This is a genomic window from Eubacterium ramulus (genome assembly GCF_045002895.1).
GTDB classification, from domain to species: domain Bacteria; phylum Bacillota; class Clostridia; order Lachnospirales; family Lachnospiraceae; genus Eubacterium_I; species Eubacterium_I ramulus.
This window is the reverse complement of record NZ_CP173382.1, coordinates 2176614-2203110: the sequence shown is the minus strand read 5'-3', so window position 1 is coordinate 2203110 and position 26497 is coordinate 2176614. Positions and strand designations below refer to the sequence as shown.

The window sequence follows — 26497 nt, the reverse complement described above, 5'->3', positions numbered from 1 at the left end:
GGAGCACCTTATTATTGTTGTTTTATACTCTGTTTCGCCTTCTTGAACAACTGTTCAAGAAGTATCGCTCGCAAAGCGAGCTCTTTTGCGAATGGCGCGTGTGAATTGTATGAAATGTTAATTATAGAAGAAAGAGAGATGTGAGAAATGAATTTAATTGCGGCAGTAGATAAAAACTGGGCCATCGGCAGAAACAATAAGCTTCTGGTGAGTATTCCGGATGATATGAAATTTTTCCGCGAGACAACGACCGGGAAAGTGGTTGTAATGGGACGTAAGACACTGGAGAGCTTTCCGGGAAAGAAACCATTGAAAAATCGTGTGAATATTGTGCTGACAGGCGATCGCAGTTATCAGGCTGACGGTGCAGTCATTGTACATGATATGGAGGAATTGCACGAAGAGCTGAAAAAATATCCGAGCGAGGATATCTATGTCATCGGCGGCGAGAGCATTTACAAGCAGCTTCTGGATGAGTGCGACGTTGCACACATTACGAAGATCGATTTTGCTTACGAGGCAGATGCCTGGTTTCCGAATCTGGATGAGAAAGAGGCGTGGGTGGTTACCGCAGACAGTGAGGAACAGACCTATTTCGATCTGGAATATCATTTCTATAAATATGAAAAGAAGGCATAACGGATGAGCAATTTTTTATTTAGTATCAATGTAACGATACCGATTTTTCTCGTTATGGTGATTGGATATTTCCTGCGTCAGATTGGTATGTTGAATGAAAATTTCGTTACGGTGGCAAATAAGTTTAATTTTAAAGTGACGTTACCGTTTTTGCTTTTTCGTGATCTGTCAACCGTTAATATCCAGGAAGTATTTGATCTGAAGTATGTGCTGTTTTGTGCAATCGCTACTTCTGTCTGCTTCTGGAGTGTGTATGGTCTGACGAAGATTTTTATGAAAGATAGATCCATGACCGGTGCTTTTGTTCAGGCATCCTTCCGCAGCAGTGCGGCGGTTATGGGACTGGCATTTATCCAGAATATTTACGGGCAATCCACAATGGGCTCACTGATGATCATTGGTGCAGTTCCGTTGTATAACATATATTCCGTGCTTGTATTGACTTTTGAAGGGGATTACCCGGAGAATGAGCGTGATACAGGCAGAATCAAGCAGGCTGGTATCAACATCCTGAAGAACCCGATTATCATCGGCATAGTCCTTGGTCTGATCGTGGCATTATTACATAATCCACTGCCGGAACTGGTAAATTCGACCGTAAACAATGTGGCAAAGATGGCAACCCCACTTGCATTGATCGGACTTGGCGCGGGATTTGAAGGAAAAAAGGCACTGGCCAAAATCAAACCTACCCTCTGGGCTGCTTTTATTAAGCTGATTGCCCAGGCAGCAATTTTTATTCCGATTGCAGCTGCTCTTGGTTTCAGGGGCGAAAAAATGGTTGCTCTCGTAGTCATGCTGGCAGCACCGGCGACCCCGAGCTGTTATATCATGGCGAAAAATATGCATAACGACGGTGTGCTGACGGCAAGTATCGTGGTGGCTACGACGCTGCTGGCTTCTGTAACGCTGACGGGATGGATCTTTTTGCTGCGCACGTTAGGGTGGATTTAAAAGGAGAGAGTTGAATGGATATAACAGGAAAAAAATTATTTGTAAAAGCACTTCTTGAAGAAGGTGTAGATACTGTATTTGCCTATCCGGGCGGAACGGTAACAGATTTGTTTGATGAATTATATCTGAATGGTAAGATTGATCTTGTATTGCCGAGACATGAGCAGGCTCTGGTGCATGAAGCCGAAGGTTATGCCCGTGAGACCGGTAAAACCGGCGTATGCCTCGTAACAAGCGGACCCGGTGCGACAAATACTGTCACAGCCATTGCAGATGCTTTTTACGATAGTATCCCGCTGGTTGTGTTTACCGGGCAGGTACCGTTAAATCTCATTGGCAATGATGCGTTCCAGGAAGTGGATATCGTAGGTATGACGCGCGGTATTACAAAATATAGTGTAACGGTCCGCGACCGCAAAGATCTTGGAAGAACGATCAAGATGGCATTTCATATTGCAAAAACCGGAAAACCGGGTCCGGTCCTGATCGATCTGCCAAAGGATATCCAGACTGCAACCGGTCCGGCAGAATATCCGGATCATGTGGAAATCCGTGGTTATAAAATTAATGAAGGTGTTCATCTTGGACAGCTGAAAAAAGCAACAAAATTACTGAAGGTAGCACGCCGTCCGCTGATCCTTGCCGGCGGTGGTGTTAATATCGCAGGTGCCAGTGAACTGCTGGAGCAGGTGGTAAATATTACACATGTTCCGGTTGTTACGACTGTTATGGGAAAAGGCGCAATTCCTACAGATAACCCCTATTATGTGGGAAGCAGCGGCATGCATGGCCGTTATGCGGCAAATATTGCAGTCAGCAAATGTGATGTGCTCTTTTCCATCGGAACCCGTTTCAACGACCGTATCACAGGTGACCTGAATGAATTTGCACCAAAAGCGAAGATTATTCATGTGGATATCGATGCGGCAGCCATTTCCCGTAACGTTGTGGTAGATGTGCCGATCGTAGCCGATGCAAAAGTTGCCCTGCAGCAGATGCTGGAATGGGTGGAACCGAAGGATACGGAGGAATGGGTAAAACAGATTGCAGCCTGGGATCATGAAAATCCGCTGGAGATGCGCCGGGATAAAGGCATGACACCGCAGATGATCATGGAAGGTTTAAATCAGGTTTATGATGAAGTTACCTATGTTACTGATGTAGGTCAGCACCAGATGTGGGCCAGCCAGTATCTGGATGTAAATAAAAATAAAAGGATGATCACTTCCGGTGGCCTTGGAACAATGGGATTTGGTTTTCCGGCAGCACTTGGTGCAAAAATGGGACACCGGGACAGAGATGTCGTATGTATTACCGGTGACGGTGGATTTCAGATGAATATGCAGGAGATGGCAACTGCTGTGGTACAGCAGACCCCGATCACTGTATGTCTGCTCAATAACTATTACCTTGGCATGGTGCGACAGATGCAGCAGCTGTTCTATGGAAAACGTTATTCCGCAACTTGTCTGCGTCGTCGCAAAGGCTGTCCGGAGCATTGCAAGGGACCAAATGAAAAATGCCCGCCATATGTACCGGATTTTATGAAATGGGCAGAGAGTTACGGTGCACATGGCATCCGTGTTACAAAGGAAGAGGATATTATCCCGGCTTTGGAGGCCGCAAAACAGAATACGGATGCACCGACTGTTATTGAATTCATGGTCGCAACTGAGGAAATTGTACTTCCAATGGTTCCGGGTGGAAACCCAATGAACAATATGATTCTGAAAAGCAAATAGGGGAGGAGAAAATCAATGAAAGATAGATGGATTGCATTATATGTAGAAAATCAGGTTGGTGTTCTCGCAAAAATCTCCGGTTTGTTTGCAGGAAAATCTTATAACCTGAAAAGTCTGACCGTAGGTACGACAGAGGAGGAGGATACGTCCAGAATCACGATCAGTACCATGTGCGATGACATTACTTTTGAACAGATCAAGAAACAGCTGAACCGTATGGTAGAGGTCATCAAAGTCATGGATCTGACCAATGTGCCGATCCATATGAAGGAGATCATGTTTGCAAAGGTAAAAAAACTGAGCAACACGGATAAGGCAGAAGTATTCCGTATCGCGCAGGTGTTTCATGTGGAGACTGCAGATATCGGCGTGGACAGTGTATTGTTGGAGTGCAAGCTCACAGAACGCAGAAACAATGAGCTGATCGAACTGTTAAAACAACGGTTTCAGAGTGTGGAAATCGTGCGTGGCGGTGCGGTAGCCATCGAATCAATTGCTACTTCCTGCAGATAACAGATTAGAAAACAAGCCAGGATGCAGGGATGTGAGATGAATTATCGGGTGAAAAATAATTCATCTTATTCCGAGAAAACATGAAAAAAATACAACTGTTTTGAAAAAAAGAACTGGAAATACTATACGAATTGCTGTATAACAGTACATATAGAAAAAAGAACTAAATGCAGGAACTAAATGTGGAAACTGCAAAATAGATAAGAAAGAAGGACCTCACAGTGGAAAAGAAGAATATCGATTGGGAAAATCTGGACTTTGGATATCGTCAGACAGACAAACGTTTTGTTGCAAATTATAAAGATGGCGCATGGGATGAAGGAACGCTGACTGAGGACGCTAACATCGTATTAAACGAGTGTGCAGGCGTATTACAGTATGCACAGACCGTTTTTGAAGGATTAAAAGCTTATACAACCGTAGACGGAAAAGTAGTAATCTTCCGCCCGGATCTGAATGCATCCCGTATGGCAGATTCTGCAAGAAGACTGGAAATGCCTGTTTATCCGGAAGATAAATTTATTGAGGCAGTAGAAAAAACAGTAAAAGCAAACTTTGCATATGTGCCACCATATGGTACAGGTGCAACACTTTATATCCGTCCGTATATGTTCGGAAGCAGCCCTGTTATTGGTGTGAAGCCGGCGCAGGAGTATCAGTTCCGTGTACTGACAACACCGGTAGGACCATACTTCAAAGGCGGAGTAAAACCGTTAACGATCCGTGTTACAGATTTTGACCGTGCAGCTCCTCACGGAACAGGTCATATCAAAGCCGGATTAAACTATGCCATGAGTTTACATGCAATCGTAACAGCACATGAAGAAGGCTATGCAGAAAACATGTATCTGGATGCTGCAACCCGTACAAAAGTAGAGGAGACAGGCGGAGCCAACTTCTTATTTGTTACAAAAGATAACAAGATCGTAACACCGAAGTCTGACAGTATCCTTCCTTCTATCACACGCCGTTCCCTGATGTATGTAGCAGAGCATTACCTGGGACTGGAAGTAGAGCAGAGAGAAGTATACCTGGATGAAGTTCCGAACTTTGTAGAGTGCGGTCTGTGCGGTACTGCAGCTGTTATTTCTCCGATTGGAAAGATTGTGGATCATGGTCGTGAAATCTGCTTTGCAAGCGGTATGGATGAGATGGGACCGGTTCTGTCCAAGCTGCGTGAGACATTGGTTGATATCCAGGAAGGCAGGATTGAAGCTCCGGAAGGATGGATTCATGTAATTGAGTAATCAAAAAGTGACTGCGTTCATGAGCAAATAGCGAAAGCGGATTGCGAATGTCCGATTTACATAAAATGATGTGAAAAAAGAGATTTTCCTGTGGTTTTATAAGCTACAGGAAAATCTCTTTTATACTGTATAAGATGATGCCAGAATTGTGGGAGTACGAAGTACGGAACAATTCGTATGGCATCTTTTGACCCCAGATCTTGATTACACGGATTGCTCCGTAGTTTCGGATTCTGCCGAAGTTTCCGGAAGTCTTACGTAAATTTTTTCAATCCGGTGTTTGTTTTTCGTCCGAACCTGCAGAAAAATACCATCCGGTGTGGTGATGGACTCCCGGATTTTCGGCAGATGGTCTAAGAGACCGATCATGTAGCCGCCGATGGAATCGTAGTCGTCAGATTCCAGATGCAGATTCAGTTCATCGCTGAAGTCCGCCAGATTCATGGAACCTTCTACCAGATATTCATGATCCGAAATTTTCTGGATCGGATCCTCTTCATCGTAGTCATATTCATCGCGGATTTCTCCAACGATTTCTTCAATCAGGTCTTCCAGTGTCAGCAGTCCGGCAGTTGTGCCGTATTCGTCCAGAACGATGGCAATATTGATGGAAGAATTACGCATTTCCACCAGAAGATCTGCGGTATGCTTGTGTTCATATGTGAAATATGGTTCCCGCATCAGTTCACGGACAGAAAAATGTTCCCTGTCACAGAGCAGCAGATCTTTGATATTTAAAATACCGATGACATCATCGGTGGTTTCCTCATAAACAGGAAGACGTGTAAAACGGTCTTCACGGAAAATGTCCAGAATCTCATCGTAAGTGTTGTCCACTTGAGCGAAGGTCATATCAATCCGAGGAATCATAACTTCTTTTGCCAGAGCATCACCAAAATCGAATACATTGTTGATCATTTCTTTTTCTTCTGATTCGATGACACCGGATTCATGGCTGACATCCACGATGGTCCGCAGTTCACTTTCTGTCATGGCCTGTCTGCCCTCAGATGCTTTGACACCCATAAGGCGGAGTACCAGCATGGCAAGGTGATTGATGATGAAGATGACAGGAGTCAGCACTTTCATCAGAAGCCAGATGATATTGCAGAATCGCAGGGAAATTTTCTCTGCGCGCAGGGTTGCCATGGTTTTCGGGGAAATCTCACCGAAGATCAGGATCAGCACTGTCAGAATTCCGGTTGCGATTCCGGCACCGGCGTTGCCGAAGATACGGAGGGCAAGTGCTGTAGCCAGGGAAGATGCCGTCAGGTTGACAACATTATTACCAATCAGGATTGCACTCAGCATTTTCGCAGAATCATCGGTGACCTGAAGCACCCGGGCGGCACGCTTGTTCCCTTCTTCTGCCAGAGATCGCATGCGGATCCGGTTTACCGTGGTCAGTGCCGTTTCCGATGAGGAAAAGAATGCTGACAGAGCCAGCAGAATGACCAGTACGATTAATTGTATTGTGGAGCTTATGTCCAAAAATAATTCACCTCTCTAAATAAATATGTTGTCTGTAAGCACAGCATGATGGAAGATATTCCGTAAATTTTGCTGTTGGATTACAATTTTTATTCTATATATTACAGGAAAAGAATAGGATTTTCAAGCTATTGTTGCGAAAAAAAGAGGTTCTATTTTTGAAATTTTCAGAATATATAACTATATGTCCGATGTGAAAACAACCAGGGGACTAAGAAAGCAGCGGAAGTGGATTGCGAATGTCCGCTTTACATCATAGAGGGAGGAAGAGATATGGAACATGCAGAAGGAAATAGGAAAATTGTATTGAAAGTATTAAGCACATTGCTGATTATGTACATTCTGACGGGAGTGGCATTATTTGTGCTGGCATTTTTACTTTATAAAATGGAACTGACGGAAAATATTGTCACCATTGGAATTACAGCAATCTATGTGGTGTCGGGTCTGCTTGGCGGCATTATCATAGGAAAGAGAATGAAGACCCGGCGTTTTCTGTGGGGGATTATTATGGGAGCGGCGTATTTCCTGGTGTTGCTGATCGGATCAGCACTGCTGAACCGTGGGCTGACATCGGATATGCTGCATATCGGGCTGACACTGGTGATGTGCATGGGAGCCGGGATGATCGGGGGAATGGTCAGTTGATCCTTTTGAACGGTTACAAAAAAATACTTTCTTTATAGTGGAAAATATGATATACTTCTGACATATGTAAGAAGAAAGGAGATTTCGGAAGATGAAACACGTAAAAACATTAAATACAAAAAGATTACAGAACACAGTAAAAAAAGGCGGATGTGGTGAGTGCCAGACATCCTGCCAGTCTGCTTGCAAAACTTCCTGTACAGTAGGAAATCAGAGCTGCGAGCACAAATAAGAAGAACAAAACAGCAATTACTATTACAAAAGGCCGTATGCCTAAGGCATGCGGTCATTTGCACGTTTAGAGGAAAATGAAAACAGCAGCTTTTTACGCTGATTTTTAATATAGAAATAGAAAGAGAGGAACTGCATTTGGTTCACCAGTATAAAAATAATGGTTATAACATTGTTCTTGATGTAAACAGTGGTGCGATTCATGTAGTAGATGATGTTTCCTATGATGTGATCGCTTTGTACGAAGATCATACACCGGAGGAGATTGTAGCAGAACTGTCCGGCACATACAGTGAAGCTGAGGTGAAAGAAGCCTGTGAAGAAGTAGCTTCCCTGGTAAAAGACGGAGAACTGTTTACAAAAGATGAATACGAAAATTATATTATGGACTTCAAGAAACGTCCGACTGTAGTCAAAGCTTTGTGCCTGCACATTGCACATGACTGCAACCTTGCCTGTCGCTACTGCTTTGCAGAAGAAGGCGAATATCATGGGCACAGAGAGCTGATGAGTTATGAGGTTGGAAAGAAAGCATTGGATTTCCTGATCGCAAACTCCGGAAGCCGCCGCAATCTGGAAGTGGATTTCTTTGGTGGCGAACCTCTGATGAACTGGCAGGTTGTCAAAGATCTGGTAAAATATGGAAGAGAGCAGGAAAAGCTGCATGACAAAAACTTCCGTTTCACGCTGACAACAAACGGTGTATTACTGAATGATGAAGTAATGGAATTTGCAAACAAAGAGATGGGGAATGTTGTACTCAGTATTGATGGAAGAAAAGAAATCCACGATCATATGAGACCATTCCGCAACGGAAAAGGAAGCTATGATCTGATCGTGCCGAAATTCCAGCAGTTTGCAGAGAGCCGTAATCAGGACAAGTATTATGTCCGCGGTACATTTACGCATTACAATCTGGATTTTGCAGATGATGTTCTTCATCTGGCTGATCTGGGCTTCAAACAGATTTCTGTGGAGCCGGTAGTTGCAGAAGATTCTGAGGAGTACGCACTCCGGGAAGAAGATCTGCCAAAGCTCTTTGCAGAGTATGACAAGCTTGCCGCTGAAATGGTAGAAAGAAAAAAATCCGGAAAGGATTTCAATTTCTTTCATTTTATGATAGATTTAGAGGGTGGCCCGTGTGTTGCAAAGAGATTATCCGGCTGTGGATCAGGTACTGAGTATCTGGCTGTTACACCGTGGGGTGATTTCTATCCGTGCCATCAGTTTGTTGGAAATGAAGAGTTCCTGATGGGAAATGTCTGGGATGGCGTAAAACGTACGGATATCCGGGATGAATTCAAATGCTGTAATGTTTATGCAAAAGAAAAATGCAGAAACTGTTTTGCAAGATTCTACTGCAGCGGCGGATGTGCAGCAAACTCCTATCATTTCCATGGAAATATTAATGATGCATATGATATTGGCTGTGAATTGCAGAAAAAGCGGATTGAGTGTGCAATCATGATAAAAGCGGCGGAAGCTGAAATGGAGGTAGAAGGATGAAAAAAAAGAAAGGAGTCGTAGTCTTTCTGGTAATGATCATTGCGATGTTACTGCTTGGCTACTATTCTTATGGTATTGTAAAGGGTACCGCAGCAAAGGACAATGAGAAAGGAATCAAGCTAGGACTTGACCTTGCCGGTGGTGTCAGCATTACATATCAGGTAAAAGGTGACGAGACACCGTCTGCTGAGGATATGAAAGATACTGTATACAAACTGCAGAAACGTGTAGAGACTTACAGTACAGAGGCAGAGGTTTATCAGGTAGGTGATAACCGAATTTCCGTGGAAATTCCGGGTGTATCTGATGCAAATTCAATTTTGGAAGAACTTGGAACACCGGGTACTTTGGAATTTAAGACCACAGAGGGCGAGACATTCATGACCGGTGAGATGGTGGCTGATGCACAGGCTGCTACAGACACAAGCAAAACATCTTCCAGTAAATATGTGGTTCAGTTAAAACTGACCAGTGAAGGTGCTAAGATTTTTTCTGAAAAAACAGGCGAATATCTGAATAAGGTACTTCCGATTTACTATGATGGGGAGTGTATCAGTTATCCGACGGTACAGAACCAGATCACAAACGGCGAGGCTGTCATCAGCGGTATGAAGAGCTACGAGGATGCAGAAGCACTTGCTTCCCAGATCCGAAGTGGTGCGCTGAAACTGGAACTCGAAGAGTTACAGTCTGAAGTTGTAGGGGCAAAACTTGGTTCCCAGGCTATTAAGACAAGTATTATCGCAGCAATTATCGGTCTGCTGATCATCATTGCGTTTATGTTGATCGCATACCGTATCCCGGGACTTGCGGCATCAATCGCGCTGCTGATCTACACTGGTATCGTGCTTGCAATTTTACATCTGTATCACATTACACTGACCCTGCCGGGTATCGCTGGTATTATCCTGTCCATAGGTATGGCAGTGGATGCAAATGTTATTATCTTTGCACGTATCCGTGAGGAGATTGCAGCAGGACATTCCGTAGCACAGTCAATTGACATTGGATTTAAGAAAGCATTTTCCGCAATCTTTGACGGAAACATTACTACATTGATTGCAGCAGCTGTACTTGGTCTGCGTGGATCCGGTACTGTAAAAGGATTTGCTGCCACACTGGCAATCGGTATCGTATTCTCCATGTTTACCGCACTGGTAATCTCCAGATGGCTGGTAAAAGCACTGTATGGACTTGGCTTCCAGGATAAAAAATTCTACGGTGAGAAGAAAGAGCGCAAGAGCATCAACTTCCTTGGAAAACGAGGATTGTTCTTTGGTATTTCTCTGGCAGTGATCGTAGCCGGATTTGTAGGCATGGGTGCTCACAAAGCAGGCAACGGACAGCCACTGAATTTCAGTATGGAGTTTAAGGGCGGTACAGCAACAACTGTTGCATTTGATAAAGATTACACGATCGAGGAGATCGATGAGCAGATCGTACCTTATATAGAAGAAGTAACCGGTGATGCAAATGTTCAGACACAGAAAGTTGCAGACAGCAATTCCATCATTATCAAGACCAGAACACTGAATCTGGATGAGCGTGAAAAACTGGCAACTGCAATGGAAGACAACTTCGGTGTTCAGGAGAACGATATCACATCTACAAACATCAGCTCCACGATCAGTAGTGAGATGAGAAGTGATGCTATCGTAGCTGTGATTATTGCGACGATCTGTATGCTGATCTACATCTGGTTCCGGTTCAAAGATATCCGTTTTGCAAGCAGTGCGGTTATTGCACTGGTACATGATGTACTTGTTGTTTTAGCATTTTATGCATTATCTCAGACCTCTGTGGGCAGCACATTTATTGCCTGCATGCTGACGCTGGTTGGTTACTCTATCAATGCGACGATCGTTATCTTTGACCGTATCCGTGAGAATCTGGCACTGGAGAGCGGACGCAGAGATACTGATCTGAAAGAAGTAGTAAATAAGAGTATCACACAGACACTGTCACGAAGCATCAATACTTCCCTGACAACATTTATCATGGTATTTGTGCTGTTTATTCTCGGTGTATCTTCCATCCGTGAATTTGCAGGACCTCTGATGGTAGGTGTTATCTGCGGTGGATATTCTTCTGTATGCATCACAGGTGCACTGTGGTATGTATTTAAGACAAGATTTTCTAAAAAGAAAAAATAAGAAACGCGTTAATCGTAAGTTTTTTGTTTCTCTCTGGCAGAAATGAAATAAAAGAAGACAGTAGTTGTAGAAATGCCGCTACTGTCTTCTTTTATTTTGCGTTCATGAGTAAATAGCAAAAGCGGATTGCGAATATCAGCTTTACAACCTAGCATTTTACTAGAAAATATAGTATGATATGCAGCAGTTGGTTAATGCTATCTTGCAGGATGATTATTTTTTTGCTAAGATAGGAAAGCTTAATATAATAAGATTTACTTATTTATGAAACGGAGGGTGTGACATGCAGGCATATGTGGAATATTTTCAGACACATGGACAGGAATATGTGCATATGATCTGGCAACATCTGTATCTGAGTCTTCTGGCAGTGGGAATCGCAGCTGCGGTAGGTATTCCATGCGGCATTCTGAGCCTGCGTGCTCCGAGGATAAAGAAGATTCTGACTACAGGATTCAGTGTCTTGCGTATTATTCCGAGTCTGGCAGTGCTTGTTATTCTGATTCCGATCATGGGAGTGGGGGTGAAACCGGCACTGGCAGCATTGGTGATTCTGGCAATCCCACCAATTCTGATACAGACAACGCTGGCATTTTCACAGGTTCCAGATTTTCTGCTGGAAGTGGCAGATGCCATGGGCATGGATAAAAAGAGAAAATTCCGGCAGGTGGAAGTGCCGCTGGCGATGCCTGGTATTATCAGTGGCATCCGTATGGCGATGTCAGAGGTTATCGCAAGTGCTACATTGGCGGCTTATATTGGCGCCGGAGGGCTGGGAATTCTGATTTTCAACGGAATCAATCTGCTGAAAACCGAGTATCTGGTGATCGGTGGAGGAACAGTGGCTGTCATTACTATGCTGTGCAGCATGGCACTTGGGGCAGTTGAGAAAAAAATAAGTCGGGCACTTTAAAAAGCAAATAAAGGAAGTCTGATATTGATAGAAAGTTGAGAGCATTACAGGAGGAAAAAAGAAATGAAGAAAAAAGTATTGGCAGTAATACTTGCAGTTGTATCAGTCGCAGCACTTGCGGCATGTGGAAGTAACGGAGCAGCAGAACCGAAGGCAGATGGAAGTGCAGCTACCGAAAAAAGCAGTAGTACAAGTGCAGATACTACGATTAAAATCGGAGCAAAAAGTTTTTCAGAGAGTAAGATCCTGGGTGAGTTATATGCACTTGCCCTGGAAGATGCCGGATATAAAGTGGAACGTGAATTTGAAGTATCCGACAACCTGATCCATCAGGCAGTGTGTGACGGTCAGATTGATATGTATCCGGAGTACACCGGTACTTCATTACTGACGATTCTGGATCAGCCGATGGAGACAGATCCACAGATCACTTATGACAAAGTAAAAGAAATGTATGCAGAAAAATTCAATCTGGATGTGTTGGATATGTGTGAGGCAAGTAACGGAAATGGTCTGAGCATGCGTGCGGATGTGGCTGAGAAATATGGAATCAAGAGCATTTCGGATCTTCAGGCAAATGCAGATAAAATTCGTTTTGGCGGCACATCGGATACCTTTGAACGTGAAGATGGACTTCCGGGACTGGAACAGACTTATGGTACGTTCAAGTTTAAATCCAAAAACACCTTTGACAATTCACTGAAATATCAGGCAATGGCAAATGATGAAGTGGACTGTGTACCGGCTTACACCACAGATGCACAGTTGAGCAGCGATGAGTTTGTTCTGCTGGATGATGACAAACATTTCTGGCCTCCGTACAACATTATACCGGTTGTCCGCCAGGAACTGATCGATGCACATCCGGATGTGGCTGAGATCATTAATAAGATCAGTGCAGCAATTGATACGGAGACTATGACAAAGCTGAATGCACAGGTGGATATCGATAAAGAAGAGTATGAAGATGTGGCAGCAGATTTCTACGCGACGCTGAAGTAGAAATCGCAAAAGGAAATAATCAAGCAGAAGAATATGTCAGCTTACGCTGACCAGAATCACGCACCAAGTCTCACGTGCGTTCGACTTGAAAGAAAAATCTGTTGGGAAAGAAGTGCAGGAGGAAAAGAAGGATGAGCATTGCAGTAGAATTTCTGGATGTGGTAAAACAGTTTCCGGGTGCAGTGGAGCCGGCAGTGGATCATGTGAGTTTTCAGATTCAGGAGCAGGAAATGATCACCATACTGGGGACATCCGGCTGTGGGAAAACCACATTGATGAAGATGGTGAACCGCCTCTATGAGCCTACATCCGGAGAAATTCGAATATTCGGAGAAAATATAGGGCAGACGGATGCGGTGGCACTGCGCAGAAAGATTGGCTATGTTATTCAGCAGGTCGGTTTGTTCCCACATATGACCGTAGAAAAAAATATTGCAGTGGTACCGGAAATCCTCGGTTGGGATTCTGCACAGATACATGACCGGGTAACGGAACTGCTGGAACTGGTAAATCTGGATCCAAAGCAGTATCGCGGCCGGTATCCGTCCCAGCTTTCCGGTGGACAGCAGCAGCGTGTGGGGCTGGCCAGGGCACTGGCTGCAAAGCCGTCGCTTATGCTGTTGGATGAGCCATTTGGTGCCATTGATGCGATCAATCGAACCAAGCTGCAGGACGAATTGATGAAAATCCATAAACGTGCAGGTCTGACCTGTATGTTCGTCACTCATGATGTGACGGAGGCGTTGAAGCTTGGCACCCGGATCATGATCATGAATCAGGGGAAAATTCAGCAGTTTGACACAGCAAAAAATATTCTGGAGTATCCGGCAAATGCGTATGTGGCATCCTTGCTGCAGTCGGTACAGGAAGGATTAAATTTTTTCAGATGACACGTTTTATCACATATACAACGAGACATTATGACAAGTTAATACAGGCAGTTCTGGAGCATTTTGAAATTGTGGGTCTTACCCTTGTAATCTCTATTGCGCTGGCATTTATGATCGCCATGCTTGTAATGGAACATAAGCGGATCACGGCATGGATCACGCGGGTATTCAGTATGATCTATGCAATTCCAAGCCTTGCACTGTTTGCACTGCTGCTTCCGGTGACGGGGCTTGGCATGCAGACAGCAGTGCTGGTGCTGGTGATTTATAATCAGTTTATTCTGATCCAGAGTTTTACCGATGGGTTTACCTCTGTTGATGCAGGGGTTCTGGAGGCAGCAGCCGGTATGGGGATGACAAAAGGGCAGATTTTCCGGAAGGTGCGGCTTCCGCTGGCACTGGATACGATGATCGCAGGCGTTCACATTTCTATTATATCTACAATCGGGATTGCGACAATTGCTTCTACGGTAGGCGCAGGTGGTCTTGGTACAATCCTATTTGACGGGATGCGCACCCAGAATGTGGTAAAGATTGTCTGGGGAACGTTTTTGTCCGTAGTCATGGTTTTGGGGGTCAACGGTATTCTGAAACTGATAGAAAAACGTCTGAAGAAGAAACTGTATCAGGAATAGGTTCCGGAGAAAAAGAAAGACTGATGGACAGCAGAGGACAAACCTCTTTGTGGAAAAAGTGATGGAGTAGAAACAAAATGATAAGAGAGTATTTAAAAGAACATATTTTGATTACAGATGGTGCCATGGGTACCTATTATGACAGAAAAAAATCAGAAAATGGCCGGATTGCGGAGGAAGCGAATCTGCTGGAGCCGGAACTGATCACCCGGATCCATGAAGAATATCTGGAACAAGGAGCCAGACTGATCCGTACGAATACCTTTGCGGCAAATCATGCTATGGCACTGGGTAGAGGTGTCCGTGACCGCAGGGAACAGGATGCTTATGTAAAACATGTGATCCGCGCGGCGTGGAAACTGGCGCAGAAAGCAGCAGAAAACCGTCCGGAGGAAATTTTTGTCGCAGCAGATATCGGACCGGCGGCGGAAAATTTGTTTAGTGAATATGAGACAGATCCGGCAGCGGAATATCGTTTTCTGGCAGATTGTTTTCTGGAGTGCGGTGCACAGATTTTTAACTTTGAGACATTTTCAGATATTAAATATGTGGCAAAAACAGCCCGATATATCAAAGAAAAATGCCCGGAAGCGTTTGTGATGGTTTCTTTTGCAGCAAATCGTAACGGTTATACTACGCAGGGAATCAGCATCAGCCGACTGTTTGCCGAGGCGGCGCAGACACCGGAAATCGACAGCTACGGATGCAACTGTCTGCTGGGGGCAGCCCACATGTACAAGCTGATCAAAGCACAGAACCTTGCCGGGGACAAGTTTATCCAGGTATTACCAAACAGTGGATATCAGCAGATTGTCCGTGGACAGGCAGGCCATGCAGATGGTGTACACTATTTTGCTGATAAAATGGAACAGATGGTAGAATTGGGTGTAAATATCATTGGCGGATGCTGCGGAACCACACCAAAGCATATCCGGATGCTGTGTGAGAAACTGGCAGGAAAAGCACCATATGAAAAGCTTCCGGTAGTGGAAAAAGGCGGGGAAGATGCTGTTTCCCAGACCCGTAACAATCCATTCATGGCGAAATTGCAGCGGGGAGAAAAAGTGATTGCCGTAGAACTGGATCCTCCTTTTAACCAGGATGCTCAAAAGTTGATGGAAGGTGCATTTCAGTTGAAACAAAGCGGTGTAGATATCATTACCATCGCAGATTCACCACTGGCGAGAGCCCGCGCAGATTCTGTACTGCTGGCTGCAAAAGTCAGTGCTATGGTGGATATTCCGGTGATGCCGCATATCGCCTGCCGTGACAGAAACCGTATCAGTATGCACTCCACATTATTGGGTGCACATATCAATGGAATCCGGAATCTGATGATCGTCACCGGTGATCCCGTGCCTTCCGGTGAACGGGACAACACAAAGAGCGTGTTTGATTTTAATTCGATTCGTTTTATGGAATATGTAAAAGAACTGAATCAGGAGATTTTCCTGCAGGATGCATTTTCTTATGGTGGTGCTCTGAATCAGAATCAGGCAAATGAAGATCAGGTCATGAAGCGGATGCAGAAGAAAATCGATGCAGGACTTTCCTGGTTTATGACCCAGCCGATCTATTCTGATGAGGAAGTAGAAAAACTGGGCAGAATGAAACAGGAGTTGAACACAAAGATTTTATGTGGTATTATGCCGTTAGTCAGCTATCGCAATGCGATGTTTATCAAGAACGAAATGCCGGGCATTCAGGTGCCGGATGAGATCGTGGCACAATATCGGCCGGATATGAGCCGGGCAGAGGCAGAGGATGTTGCAGTCCGTATTTCTCTTTCCATCATGGAAAAGCTGGAAGAGGTAGCCGATGGATTTTATTTTATGACACCATTTAACCGTGTATCTCTGATCACCAGGATCATTCATGCGCGGAAACCGCAATAGGAGAGTTGGAATGAAAAAGGAAGAACTGTATAGATTATTAGAGAATGGACCTGTATATCTGGATGGAGCTACAGGAAGCAATCTGCAAAAAGCCGGTATGCCTACAGGTGTGTGCCCGGAACAGTGGATTCTGGATCATCCGGATGTGATCCTGGATCTTCAGAAACGTTATATAGAAGCAGGTACGCAGATTTTATACGCACCGACATTTTCCGGAAACCGTATCAAACTGGAAGAGTATGGACTGGCAGATAAAATTGTAGAGATCAATACAAAACTGGTGCAGCTGTGCCGGGAAGCAGCGGGTGAGAAAGGACTGGTATGTGGTGATATGACCATGACCGGTGAAAGCCTGGAGCCGATGGGCGATCTGGAACTGGAAGAACTTATTGATATTTACAAAGAACAGGCGAAAATCCTGTATGAAGCAGGCGTTGACCTCTTTGTAGTAGAGACTATGATGAGCCTTGCTGAGACCAGAGCCGCTGTTCTGGCGATCAAAGAGACCTGTGACCTGCCGATCATGGTATCCATGACCTTTGATGAAAAAGGAAAGACATTATATGGAAATACACCGGAAGGATGCATGGTTGTGCTGCAGAGCCTCGGAGCAGATGTCGTAGGTATCAACTGTTCTACCGGTCCTGAGCGGATGGCAGATATGGTACGACAGATGAAACCGTATGCAAACGTGCCGATTCTGGCAAAACCGAATGCAGGCCTGCCGCAGATGGTAGATGGTGAGACTGTTTATGATATGGGACCGGAAGAGTTCGCATCTTTTGGTCCGATGTTGATGGAAGCCGGTGCGGCAGTGCTCGGCGGATGTTGCGGAACGACACCGGAGCACATAGCCTCTCTGGTTGCGGCAACGAAGAATATGAAGCCGGTTCCGGTGATGCAGGAGCGCAAACGTGTCTTGGCTTCGGAGCGCCAGATACAGGAGATAGATATCAACGGTCCGTTTCTTGTAATCGGTGAGCGCATTAATCCGACCGGAAAGAAAGAACTGCAGGAATCACTGCGCCAGGGAAGCATGGAGATTGTCTGTGACATGGCAGAAGAACAGGAAGAGATGGGAGCACATATTCTGGATATCAATATGGGAATGAATGGTATTGATGAGAAGGAAATGATGCTGGAGGCCATCGAGGAAGTGACCATGACCACAAGCCTTCCACTCTGCTTCGACTCCAGTCATGTAGATATCATAGAGGCAGCTCTGCGCCGTTATCCGGGACGTGCCCTGATCAATTCCATTTCACTGGAAAAAGAAAAATTTGAAAAGCTGCTTCCAATTGCTAAAAAATATGGAGCGATGTTTATTTTACTTCCGCTGTCCGATGCAGGACTGCCGAAGGATATCAACGAAAAGAAAGAAATTATACATACGATCCTCGCTCGTGCATTAGAACTTGGCATGCACAAAGAGGATATTGTGGTGGACGGACTGGTAGCCACCGTAGGTGCAAACAAAAATGCAGCGCTGGAGACATTAGAAACCATTTGTTACTGTAAAAATGAGCTGGGTCTGGCAACTGTCGGTGGATTATCCAATATTTCTTTCGGATTACCGAACCGTGCCTTTGTCAATGCAGCATTTGTTACTATGGCTTTACAGAGCGGTCTGACTATGGCCATTGCAAATCCGTCCAGTGACATTATGATGAACCTGGCAGCAGCCAGTGATTTACTGTTAAACAAAGCTGGTGCGGATCTGAATTACATCAACCGCATGGCAGAGTTTGATGCAAAAAAAAAACTGAATCTGTAAAATCAGCGAAGGCATCGCTACAGAACGCAGGCGGAAATACACAGAAACCTGCGGCAGCAGAAAAAAACAGATGCAGTGAGAACAAGAATGTTTCCATGAATGCTGCGGCATCTCACAGCACAATCTACAAGGCGGTGCTGAACGGTTCCATGAAGAGCATTCTGGATGAAGTAAAAGCCGGTCTGGCACAGGGCATGGAACCTGGTATGATTGTCAGCGATGAGCTGATTCCTGCCATCAATGAAGTGGGGGATCTCTTTGAACAGCAGAAATACTTCCTGCCACAGCTGATTGCCAGTGCGGAAACCATGAAGAAAGCCATTGAGTATCTGGAACCAATGCTGTCTTCCGGGGATGAGACCGGTCCGAAAGTGACCATTGTGATTGCTACCGTAGAAGGAGATATTCACGATATCGGAAAAAATCTGGTGGCACTTATGCTGAAAAATTATGGATTTCGTGTAGTGGATCTGGGTAAAGATGTACCGAAGGAAGACATCGTGCAGGCAGCCATCGATGAAAAGGCAGATATTATTGCACTGTCTGCTTTGATGACAACTACAATGATGCGGATGAAAGATGTAGTGGAGCTGGTAAAAGAAAAACAGCTGAAAACCAAAGTTATCATCGGAGGTGCGGTTATCACACAGAGTTATGCAGACGAAATCGGAGCCGATGGATATTCGAAAGATGCGGCCGATGCCGTACGGCTGGTGCAGCGGTTGCTCGGACTTTCATTATAATAAAGAATAAGCTGGAAATGAAATCCAGACAGACACGGCGGTGAGAGATGTTCACTCCGGTGACGAAAATCAGACGATCGTCTTGTCCTGGATTTTGTTTCCAGCTTTGTTTTATAAAAAATCAGATGATACGCAAGCGTTCAATAGTGCCTTAAAACAGTCCGTTGTTGTGTACCGGCACGATATCCTGTACATTATGTTCTACCACATCCCAGTGCTCAGCCAGTTTACCATCTTCGATACGGTAAATATCACATACTTTATTGATTGCACCGTTTTCCAGTGTGCATTTGAAGAATACATATACGATATCTCCATCCTCACCGATATGAATGATATCCATATGTGGTTTCAGACTGAAGAAAAATTTGGTGAATTCTACAAAGCCTTCTTTTCCGCTCGGAGCAGTCGGATTGTGCTGGATGTAATTGTCTTTCATATAATTGTCTAAATTGGAGATATCCCAGTTGTTAAATACTTCATCATAAAATTTCAATACAAGTTCTTTGTTTGTCATAGTCGTGTTTCCTTTCTGAATTGATTTTATGTTTATATGATAAACGAAAAATGTTGAATTGAAAAGCGTTGTTTGTTGAAAACTGTGAGAACCACAGAATAATTATTTTCGACAAATGTTGAATACAACAATGATTATAGAAGTGCAGAGAAAATCCAAAACACCTCTTTACTTCAAAACTTTAATATGTTAAAATTTTGCACAGAGAAAAGCAAATGCTGGAAAGCAGATGTAATAGGTATTTGGTTACAGAAGGAGTATAAAATGAGCAAAAAAATCAGAACAGAGGCCGTGGATCACCTGTTTGAAGCTATCCTGTGCCTGAAAGATAAAGAGGAGTGTTATACCTTTTTTGAAGATGTTTGTACCATCAATGAAATTTTATCACTGTCACAGCGTTTTGAAGTGGCACATATGCTGCGGGAGCAGAAGACTTATCTGGATATCGCGGAGAAGACCGGTGCATCCACAGCGACGATCAGCCGTGTCAACCGTTCCCTGAATTATGGCAATGACGGTTATGATATGGTGTTTGCCAGAATGAAAGGGCAGGAAGGTGAGCAGTAGCATAAAAGTGGAGCGTCAGCTTCACGATATGCGAATATTGGGTAGAATTGTGGGAGTACGAAGTACGGAACAATTCGTAAGGCATCTTTTGACCCCAACATCAAGATAACGGTAAAAGAAAAAAGGAAGCACAGAAGGATTCCCGTATATGGGAATCAGCTGCGTTTCCTTTTTGTGTTTTTCGGCGGCTCCGGTTTTTTCATGGAGTCGATGATTTTCTCAATCAGAAGCTTTTTTGTATAGACATCAAAATTCAGAAGGCAGATGAAAGTGAACTTCTGCAAAAAGTCTGCATCTTTTTCACTGAGATTTTCCAGATCTGCAAAAGCAGATTCGCTGATGATATATTCTTCCTGGATGATTTCTTTTAAACGCTCTACCTGATGGGATTCCAGACAGAAGATACCGTCATAAATCTCCTCCAGTGTCGGGGAAGATTTTTTGCCGAAATAGCGGTCGGTCAGCGGATTCAGGACATTCTGGATATCACTGATACTGAGGACACTTTTAAAATAGTAGATAAACACCAGGGTTAAAATATGCTCTTTGGAATATTTTTTCTTTTCCGGCGGCGGGAGCAGATTATTTTTTACATAATTGTTGACCATGGTTTTGGTCAGAATTGGATCTTCCTCATGCCGTTTTGTAGGATACAGTTCTTTTTCCATGAATGTTATGACCTGATCCATATATAGATTGATATCCGGAAGCGCTTCCAGTTTTGCATGGTCAATTCGTGACAGACTGTCCAGTATGCTGTTTAATAAATCGTTTGTATTGATTGTCATGCGAACTATCTCCAGTCATTCGTGATTTATGTTTTGTAATGTTTAAAGGATATTATATAGTATTGAAAACCGAATGGCAAGCCAATGTTGTTGACGGGATCAGGCACCTTATGCTATGATAGCACAAGGTTAGAAAATATGTTCGATAAAAGATAGCAGTCAGAAAATGAAACAGATAGAAACAGATAGAAGAAATAAATGGAGGAAGCATGGGCAGATATGATTTGCTGAATACACAGCAGCAGGAAGCGGTTTTTCAGACAGAAGGACCGGTGCTGGTACTGGCAGGAGCCGGTTCCGGAAAGACGAGGGTTTTGACGCACAGAACCGCTTATCTGATAGAGGAAAAAGGGGTGAATCCATATCATATTATGGCAATTACCTTTACAAATAAAGCAGCAGCAGAGATGCGGGAACGTATCGACAATCTGGTGGGATTCGGTTCGGAGAGTATCTGGGTATCTACCTTTCACTCCAGCTGTGTGCGGATTCTTCGTCGGTATATTGACCGTCTGGGCTATGACAACCGGTTTACGATTTATGATGCAGATGATCAGAAGACGGTGATGAAGGATGTGTGCAAGCGGCTTCAGATTGATACGAAGCAGACGAAAGAACGTGCGTTGCTGAATGTGATTTCTTCCGCAAAAAATGAATTGATCTCTCCGGAGGAGTTTACCATGCGGGCAGCCGGTGATTATGCAAAACAGAAGCAGGCACAGGTTTACCGGGAATATCAGCAGACGCTGAAAAAAAACAATGCACTTGATTTTGACGATCTCATCATGAAATGTGTGGAATTGTTTAAAAATGATCCGGAAGTGTTGGATTCTTATCAGGAGCGTCTGCGCTATATCATGGTAGATGAGTATCAGGATACAAATACGGCGCAGTTTGAACTGGTGCGGCTGCTGGCAGCCAAGTACCGTAACCTTTGTGTGGTAGGTGATGATGATCAGTCAATCTACAAATTCCGTGGAGCCAATATCCACAATATTCTCAATTTTGAGCAGTATTTCCCGGATGCAAAAGTCATTAAGCTGGAGGAAAACTACCGTTCTACACAGAATATTCTGGATGCTGCCAATGCAGTGATCAAAAATAACGTGGGCAGAAAAGCAAAGGCGCTCTGGACGCAGCAGGATGCCGGTGACAAGATTGACTGTAAGGATTTTGATACAGCATACGATGAGGCAGAGTACATTGCCCATAGCATCAATTCATTTGTGCGCAAAGGGGTATTTTCTTATGGAGACAGTGCCGTACTGTACCGGACCAATGCACAGTCACGTTTGTTAGAGGAGCGGTTTGTCCGGGAGAATATTCCGTATAAAATCGTGGGTGGTGTAAACTTCTATGCAAGAAAAGAAATTAAAGATTTACTGTGTTATCTGAAAACGATCGACAATGCACAGGATGATCTGGCAGTGAAACGGATCATCAATGTACCGAAACGGGGAATCGGTGCAACGACCATAGCCAAAGTACAGGACTATGCAGATGAGAACGGAATGAGTTTTTATGCCGCGCTGAGACAGGCGGAAGAGATATCGACGCTGAGCAAAGCTACTGCGACCAAGATTCGTCCTTTTGTGACTTTTATTCAGATGCTGCGCAGCAAGCTGCCCTATATCAGTGTGGAACAACTCATGGATGAGATTATTGAAGATACCGGTTATGTGGCAGAACTGGATGCGGAAGGTACAGATGAAGCCCGTGCCCGAATTGAAAATATCGATGAGCTGATCAGCAAGATCGTGGCCTATGAGGAATCTGTGGAACAGCCGACATTGAGCGGATTCCTTGAGGAAGTGGCATTAATTGCAGATATTGATAATCTGGAAGAGGACAGTGATTATGTGGTGCTGATGACACTGCACAGCGCAAAGGGACTGGAGTTCCCGAATGTTTATCTGGCAGGTATGGAAGACGGGTTGTTCCCAAGTTATATGACGATTACTTCTGATGACCCGACCGAAGTGGAAGAAGAGAGACGTCTGTGTTATGTGGGAATTACAAGAGCCAGAGAACATCTGACTCTGACCAGCGCACGGATGCGTATGGCCAGGGGAGAGACACAGTATCACAAAGTCTCCCGTTTTGTGAAAGAAATCCCGAAGAGCCTGTTGAACGGCATGGTGCGGGAGGAACGGCCAAGAAAAGAAGAACCGATCAAAGATTTTGGGAATGTAAAGCAGAATTTCAGTCGGAAACCATACGGCGGCGGTTCCTCTGCACCGGCAGGGGGTATGCCTTATTATAAATCTTTCAGCCTGGGACAGAAAAAAACGCAGCAGTTTGGTGGTGGGACAAAGCTTGGCAGACTGACGTATGCGGAAGGTGACCGGGTGCGTCATGTGAAGTTTGGAGAAGGTCTGGTAAAGCAGATTGTTTCCGGTGGAAGAGACTACGAAGTTACTGTGGATTTTGATGATTTTGGCACAAAGAAAATGTTTGCATCGTTTGCAAAACTTCAGAAGTTATGATATAATCGCCTATAACAATGAACAATACGGAGCAGAAAATTCAGATTTGTAAAATAATATTGTGAACGCAGGTCGCAAAGCGACTGTGTTCATGTAGCGAAAGTGGATTGCGAATGTCCGCTTTACCAGCGTTTTGTATTGTGAAATGTGAAGTAGAAGGAATGTATTAAGAAGGAGTGAATGACATGAACAATGATTTGATCAGTGTTGCAAAATTAACAGAGTTATTTTCCAAAAAAATTGATGAGGAAAGAAAGACAAAATTACTTTGGATTCTTGCCATTGTTGGAGCAGTTGCAGCGGTAGTCGTAGCAGCACATTATATTTATAAGTTCTTTGCTCCTGATTATATGGATGACTTTGAAGATGAATTCGAAGATGAGTTTGATGATGACTTCTTTGATGACGAGGATGATGAATACGAAGAGGAAGACTAATCTGCATCAGCGGAATGTAATTTGATGCAAGGATGATCCGTATTGGAACGCCCACTCACAGAATGCGAGTGGGCGTTTTTTGCCTGACTTCAGAGTTGAGATGTTTGTGTATGAAAAATAAAGAAAGCATTGTGAGGAGAAAGATTTGAAAAAAGGACAGATGTGTGAAGGCATTGTAGAAAAAGTCAAGTTCCCGAATAAGGGAATTGTAAAAGTAGAGGACAGTGAAGTAACGGTAAAAAATACTATTCCGGGACAGAAAGTTTCTTTTGTCATCAATAAAAAGCGAAAAGGAAAAGCAGAGGGACGTCTGCTGGAGATTCTGGAAAAGTCAGAACTGGAGAATGCAGAAGCTAACTGCCCGCATTATGGTGTCTGCGGCGGATGTAATTATCAGACACTGCCGTATGAAGAACAGTTAAAACTGAAAGCCGGACAGGTGCTGGAACTGATGAAAGCAGTGGTACCAAATGCGGAGGATATTTTTGAGGGAATCCGAAAAAGTCCGCAGCAGTTTGGTTACCGAAATAAAATGGAATATACGTTTGGTGATGAAGTAAAGGATGGTCCGCTGGCACTTGGTATGCACAAGCGGGGAAGTTTCTATGACATTGTAACTGTGGATGAATGTCGGATTGTGGATGATGACTACCGCAAGATCCTGGGTGCAACGGTAGCATATTTCAGAGCACAGGATATTCCATTTTACCATCGGATGCGCCATGAAGGATATCTGCGTCATCTGCTGGTGCGAAAAGCAGTAAAGACAGAGGAAATCTTGATCGATCTGATCACGACTACACAGGAGATTTGTGCAGGGGAGAGCTGTGTGAATGAAACAGCACTTTTAGATGGCTGGAAAGAACAGCTTCTGGCACTGGAACTGGATGGAAGTATTGCCGGCATTTTGCATACAAAAAATGACAGCGTGGCAGACGCAGTGAAAAATGAAGGAACAGAAATTTTATATGGTCAGGATTATTTCTATGAGGAATTGCTTGGGTTAAAGTTTCGAATCTCTCCGTTTTCCTTTTTCCAGACCAACTCTCTGGGCGCAGAGGTATTATATCAGACTGCCCGTGAATATATCGGAGACAGTCTGGATGAAAAATCGGAGAAGACGGTATATGATCTGTACAGCGGAACCGGAACAATCGCACAGATTCTGTCGCCTGCGGCAAAACATGTGATCGGAGTGGAAATCGTGGAGGAAGCCGTAGAAGCTGCGAAAGAAAATGCACAGTTAAATCAGCTGGAGAACTGTGATTTTATTGCCGGTGATGTCTTGAAAGTTCTGGATTACATCGAAGAAAAGCCAGATTTTATTGTGTTGGATCCTCCACGGGAAGGAATTCATCCAAAGGCACTGGAGAAGATCATCCGTTATGGTGTGGATCGTATGATTTATATTTCCTGTAAACCGACCAGCCTACAGCGGGATCTGGAGGTTTTACAGGCACAGGGATATGTGGTGGAACGGATTTGCTGTGTGGATATGTTTCCAGGAACGGTGCATGTGGAGACGGTTGTTCTTTTGTCCCAACAAAAACCAGATGACACGATAGAGATTGACTTAGACCTGGACGAGCTGGATGCCACCAGTGCCGAGTTGAAAGCAACCTATCAGGAAATCAAAGATTATGTGCTGAAAGAATTTGGCTTGAAGGTTTCAAATTTATATATTTCTCAGGTAAAACGCAAATGTGGAATTGAAGTGGGAGAAAACTATAATCTGCCAAAGACAGAAAATCCCAAAGTGCCACAGTGTCCGAAAGAGAAAGAAGATGCTATCAAGGCTGCCCTGAAATATTTTGCGATGATTTAAGGATATCGCTGATTTCAAGGAGGAATAACACATGAAAAGCACATTTGAAAAAATGGGTGGAACCTACACACTTGGCGCAGACGGAATTTACTATCCGAATCTTGTCAGTACAGATGAAGAACCGCATTATGGGAAATATGGAATGATGCGAAAGACATATCTTAAAGAGCATCGTCCGGCAATGTATTCACTGTATATGTTGGAAGACAGACTGACAGAACATCTGAATGCTGTAGACAACGAAGCACAGGAGAGGATGGGTATTCTGGTGCGTCAGATGATGGAGAGGCAGAGCATTACGGAAGAATTGAAAGCTCGTGACCAGATGGCATGGGTCAGAGCAGTAAATGGTATTCGTAATATGGCAGAAGAGATTGTGTTAAATGAATTGATTTACAGGTAAACAAAGAGCTGAACAGGTAGGAAGAAAAATCCTATTTGTTCAGCTTTTGTGTTTATAAGAGTTCTAAGAAGAATCGAATTACAATTCCATATCAGGTGACTTTTTCTAAGTTCCGGAAGGCTGGTTTTTTCCGTCATAGTCATAAGTTGCCGATTTAATTATTCCATAGTATGCCTTAAAAAATATTCGAAGATAACTTTATAGAAATAATCATGATGGGGAGATTATTTGATGAATTTTGTGTTAATATTCTGCAATTCTACTGCTGGTCGATTGATTTATGCGTACTCCCATTATAATATGTGTGCAGGAGGTGGATGTATGTATCAAATTAGTAATGAAAAATTTGGTTTATTTGTAACCGAATTAAGAAAGGAAAAGAATTTAACTCAAAAGGATTTGGCTGAAAAATTATATGTATCAGATAAAACAGTTAGTAAATGGGAACGTGGAGTTTCCCATAGTTAAAGATACCACACCAAATATGATGAACCCACG

24 protein-coding genes and 1 pseudogene are annotated in these 26497 nt (G+C 43.9%); 22 read left to right on the top strand and 3 right to left on the bottom strand.

The genetic code is table 11. The features are described 5' to 3' along the window. The first annotated feature begins 147 nt into the window (after positions 1 to 147). The 5 genes from ACIRUQ_RS10325 to ACIRUQ_RS10305 all read left to right on the top strand — a co-directional run bounded on the left by ACIRUQ_RS10325 (position 148) and on the right by ACIRUQ_RS10305 (position 5095). Positions 148 to 639, top strand: coding sequence for a dihydrofolate reductase (locus ACIRUQ_RS10325; RefSeq protein WP_021737588.1), 492 nt, complete (start codon positions 148 to 150; stop codon positions 637 to 639). A gap of 3 nt (positions 640 to 642) precedes the next feature. Then, a complete protein-coding gene (locus ACIRUQ_RS10320; RefSeq protein WP_022035589.1) occupies positions 643 to 1593 on the top strand; it encodes an AEC family transporter in 951 nt (316 codons plus the stop codon). A 14-nt stretch (positions 1594 to 1607) separates the two neighbouring features. Further along, positions 1608 to 3335, top strand: a complete 1728-nt coding sequence (gene ilvB / locus ACIRUQ_RS10315) for a biosynthetic-type acetolactate synthase large subunit (protein ID WP_055290452.1) — start codon at positions 1608 to 1610, stop codon at positions 3333 to 3335. Between the two features lie 15 nt (positions 3336 to 3350). After that, on the top strand, positions 3351 to 3848 hold the full coding sequence (gene ilvN / locus ACIRUQ_RS10310) for an acetolactate synthase small subunit (RefSeq protein ID WP_021737591.1): 498 nt from the start codon (positions 3351 to 3353) through the stop codon (positions 3846 to 3848). 221 nt (positions 3849 to 4069) lie between these two features. Further along, the gene (locus ACIRUQ_RS10305) at positions 4070 to 5095 is read left to right on the top strand and encodes a branched-chain amino acid aminotransferase (protein WP_021737592.1); all 1026 of its coding nucleotides are present in this window, start codon (positions 4070 to 4072) and stop codon (positions 5093 to 5095) included. 204 nt (positions 5096 to 5299) lie between these two features. On the opposite strand, the gene ACIRUQ_RS10300 is transcribed toward ACIRUQ_RS10305, so the two are convergent. After that, positions 5300 to 6586, bottom strand: coding sequence for an HlyC/CorC family transporter (locus ACIRUQ_RS10300; protein ID WP_055290453.1), 1287 nt, complete (start codon positions 6584 to 6586; stop codon positions 5300 to 5302). Between the two features lie 273 nt (positions 6587 to 6859). Here ACIRUQ_RS10300 and ACIRUQ_RS10295 point away from each other — a divergent pair, with 273 nt between their 5' ends. From ACIRUQ_RS10295 to ACIRUQ_RS10245, 11 genes are all read left to right on the top strand, one after another. Further along, complete coding sequence (locus ACIRUQ_RS10295) at positions 6860 to 7234, top strand: TIGR04086 family membrane protein (RefSeq protein WP_022035859.1); 375 nt, start codon at positions 6860 to 6862, stop codon at positions 7232 to 7234. A 91-nt stretch (positions 7235 to 7325) separates the two neighbouring features. After that, a complete protein-coding gene (gene scfA / locus ACIRUQ_RS10290) occupies positions 7326 to 7466 on the top strand; it encodes a six-cysteine ranthipeptide SCIFF (protein WP_021737595.1) in 141 nt (46 codons plus the stop codon). Positions 7467 to 7603: 137 nt separating this feature from the next. Next, complete coding sequence (scfB, locus tag ACIRUQ_RS10285; RefSeq protein ID WP_021737596.1) at positions 7604 to 8971, top strand: thioether cross-link-forming SCIFF peptide maturase; 1368 nt, start codon at positions 7604 to 7606, stop codon at positions 8969 to 8971. Continuing rightward, positions 8968 to 11124: a protein translocase subunit SecDF gene (locus tag ACIRUQ_RS10280; protein WP_022035861.1), complete on the top strand. Its 2157-nt coding sequence runs from the start codon at positions 8968 to 8970 to the stop codon at positions 11122 to 11124. The genes scfB and ACIRUQ_RS10280 overlap by 4 nt, the downstream gene beginning before the upstream one ends. Positions 11125 to 11407: 283 nt before the next feature. Beyond that, positions 11408 to 12037: an ABC transporter permease gene (locus ACIRUQ_RS10275; protein ID WP_021737598.1), complete on the top strand. Its 630-nt coding sequence runs from the start codon at positions 11408 to 11410 to the stop codon at positions 12035 to 12037. A 63-nt stretch (positions 12038 to 12100) separates the two neighbouring features. Beyond that, positions 12101 to 13039 carry a glycine betaine ABC transporter substrate-binding protein gene (locus ACIRUQ_RS10270; protein ID WP_021737599.1) on the top strand — a complete coding sequence of 313 codons (939 nt, stop codon included), beginning with the start codon at positions 12101 to 12103 and terminating at the stop codon, positions 13037 to 13039. Positions 13040 to 13170: 131 nt separating this feature from the next. Continuing rightward, a complete protein-coding gene (locus tag ACIRUQ_RS10265) occupies positions 13171 to 13929 on the top strand; it encodes an ABC transporter ATP-binding protein (RefSeq protein ID WP_021737600.1) in 759 nt (252 codons plus the stop codon). Next, a complete protein-coding gene (locus ACIRUQ_RS10260; protein ID WP_021737601.1) occupies positions 13926 to 14564 on the top strand; it encodes an ABC transporter permease in 639 nt (212 codons plus the stop codon). Before ACIRUQ_RS10265 ends, ACIRUQ_RS10260 begins: the two co-directional genes overlap by 4 nt. A gap of 77 nt (positions 14565 to 14641) precedes the next feature. After that, positions 14642 to 16459 carry a bifunctional homocysteine S-methyltransferase/methylenetetrahydrofolate reductase gene (locus tag ACIRUQ_RS10255; protein WP_021737602.1) on the top strand — a complete coding sequence of 606 codons (1818 nt, stop codon included), beginning with the start codon at positions 14642 to 14644 and terminating at the stop codon, positions 16457 to 16459. Positions 16460 to 16469: 10 nt separating this feature from the next. After that, a complete protein-coding gene (locus ACIRUQ_RS10250; protein WP_021737603.1) occupies positions 16470 to 18233 on the top strand; it encodes a homocysteine S-methyltransferase family protein in 1764 nt (587 codons plus the stop codon). Positions 18234 to 18328: 95 nt separating this feature from the next. After that, on the top strand, positions 18329 to 18976 hold the full coding sequence (locus ACIRUQ_RS10245) for a cobalamin-dependent protein (protein WP_022035866.1): 648 nt from the start codon (positions 18329 to 18331) through the stop codon (positions 18974 to 18976). 151 nt (positions 18977 to 19127) lie between these two features. Here the strand turns inward: ACIRUQ_RS10245 and ACIRUQ_RS10240 are convergent, their stop codons facing one another. Further along, entirely contained in the window at positions 19128 to 19493 is a 366-nt protein-coding gene (locus ACIRUQ_RS10240; RefSeq protein ID WP_021737605.1) for an ester cyclase, read from the bottom strand. Between the two features lie 264 nt (positions 19494 to 19757). Between ACIRUQ_RS10240 and ACIRUQ_RS10235 the strand changes: the two genes are divergently transcribed. Continuing rightward, on the top strand, positions 19758 to 20060 hold the full coding sequence (locus ACIRUQ_RS10235; protein ID WP_022035868.1) for a YerC/YecD family TrpR-related protein: 303 nt from the start codon (positions 19758 to 19760) through the stop codon (positions 20058 to 20060). Positions 20061 to 20215: 155 nt separating this feature from the next. On the opposite strand, the gene ACIRUQ_RS10230 is transcribed toward ACIRUQ_RS10235, so the two are convergent. Next, positions 20216 to 20848 carry a DUF1836 domain-containing protein gene (locus ACIRUQ_RS10230; RefSeq protein WP_055290454.1) on the bottom strand — a complete coding sequence of 211 codons (633 nt, stop codon included), beginning with the start codon at positions 20846 to 20848 and terminating at the stop codon, positions 20216 to 20218. A 209-nt stretch (positions 20849 to 21057) separates the two neighbouring features. Between ACIRUQ_RS10230 and pcrA the strand changes: the two genes are divergently transcribed. The 5 genes and pseudogenes from pcrA to ACIRUQ_RS10205 all read left to right on the top strand — a co-directional run. Then, positions 21058 to 23334: a DNA helicase PcrA gene (gene pcrA, locus ACIRUQ_RS10225; RefSeq protein WP_055290455.1), complete on the top strand. Its 2277-nt coding sequence runs from the start codon at positions 21058 to 21060 to the stop codon at positions 23332 to 23334. A 185-nt stretch (positions 23335 to 23519) separates the two neighbouring features. Next, positions 23520 to 23771 (top strand): hypothetical protein, encoded by a 252-nt coding sequence (locus tag ACIRUQ_RS10220; protein WP_022035871.1) that lies wholly within the window; start codon positions 23520 to 23522, stop codon positions 23769 to 23771. Positions 23772 to 23916: 145 nt separating this feature from the next. After that, on the top strand, positions 23917 to 25596 hold the full coding sequence (gene rlmD / locus ACIRUQ_RS10215) for a 23S rRNA (uracil(1939)-C(5))-methyltransferase RlmD (RefSeq protein ID WP_055290457.1): 1680 nt from the start codon (positions 23917 to 23919) through the stop codon (positions 25594 to 25596). Positions 25597 to 25627: 31 nt separating this feature from the next. After that, on the top strand, positions 25628 to 25999 hold the full coding sequence (locus ACIRUQ_RS10210) for a TnpV protein (protein WP_008392695.1): 372 nt from the start codon (positions 25628 to 25630) through the stop codon (positions 25997 to 25999). A 321-nt stretch (positions 26000 to 26320) separates the two neighbouring features. Further along, a pseudogene (locus ACIRUQ_RS10205) lies at positions 26321 to 26458 on the top strand (helix-turn-helix domain-containing protein); the annotation flags it as partial. Positions 26459 to 26497 lie beyond the last annotated feature (39 nt).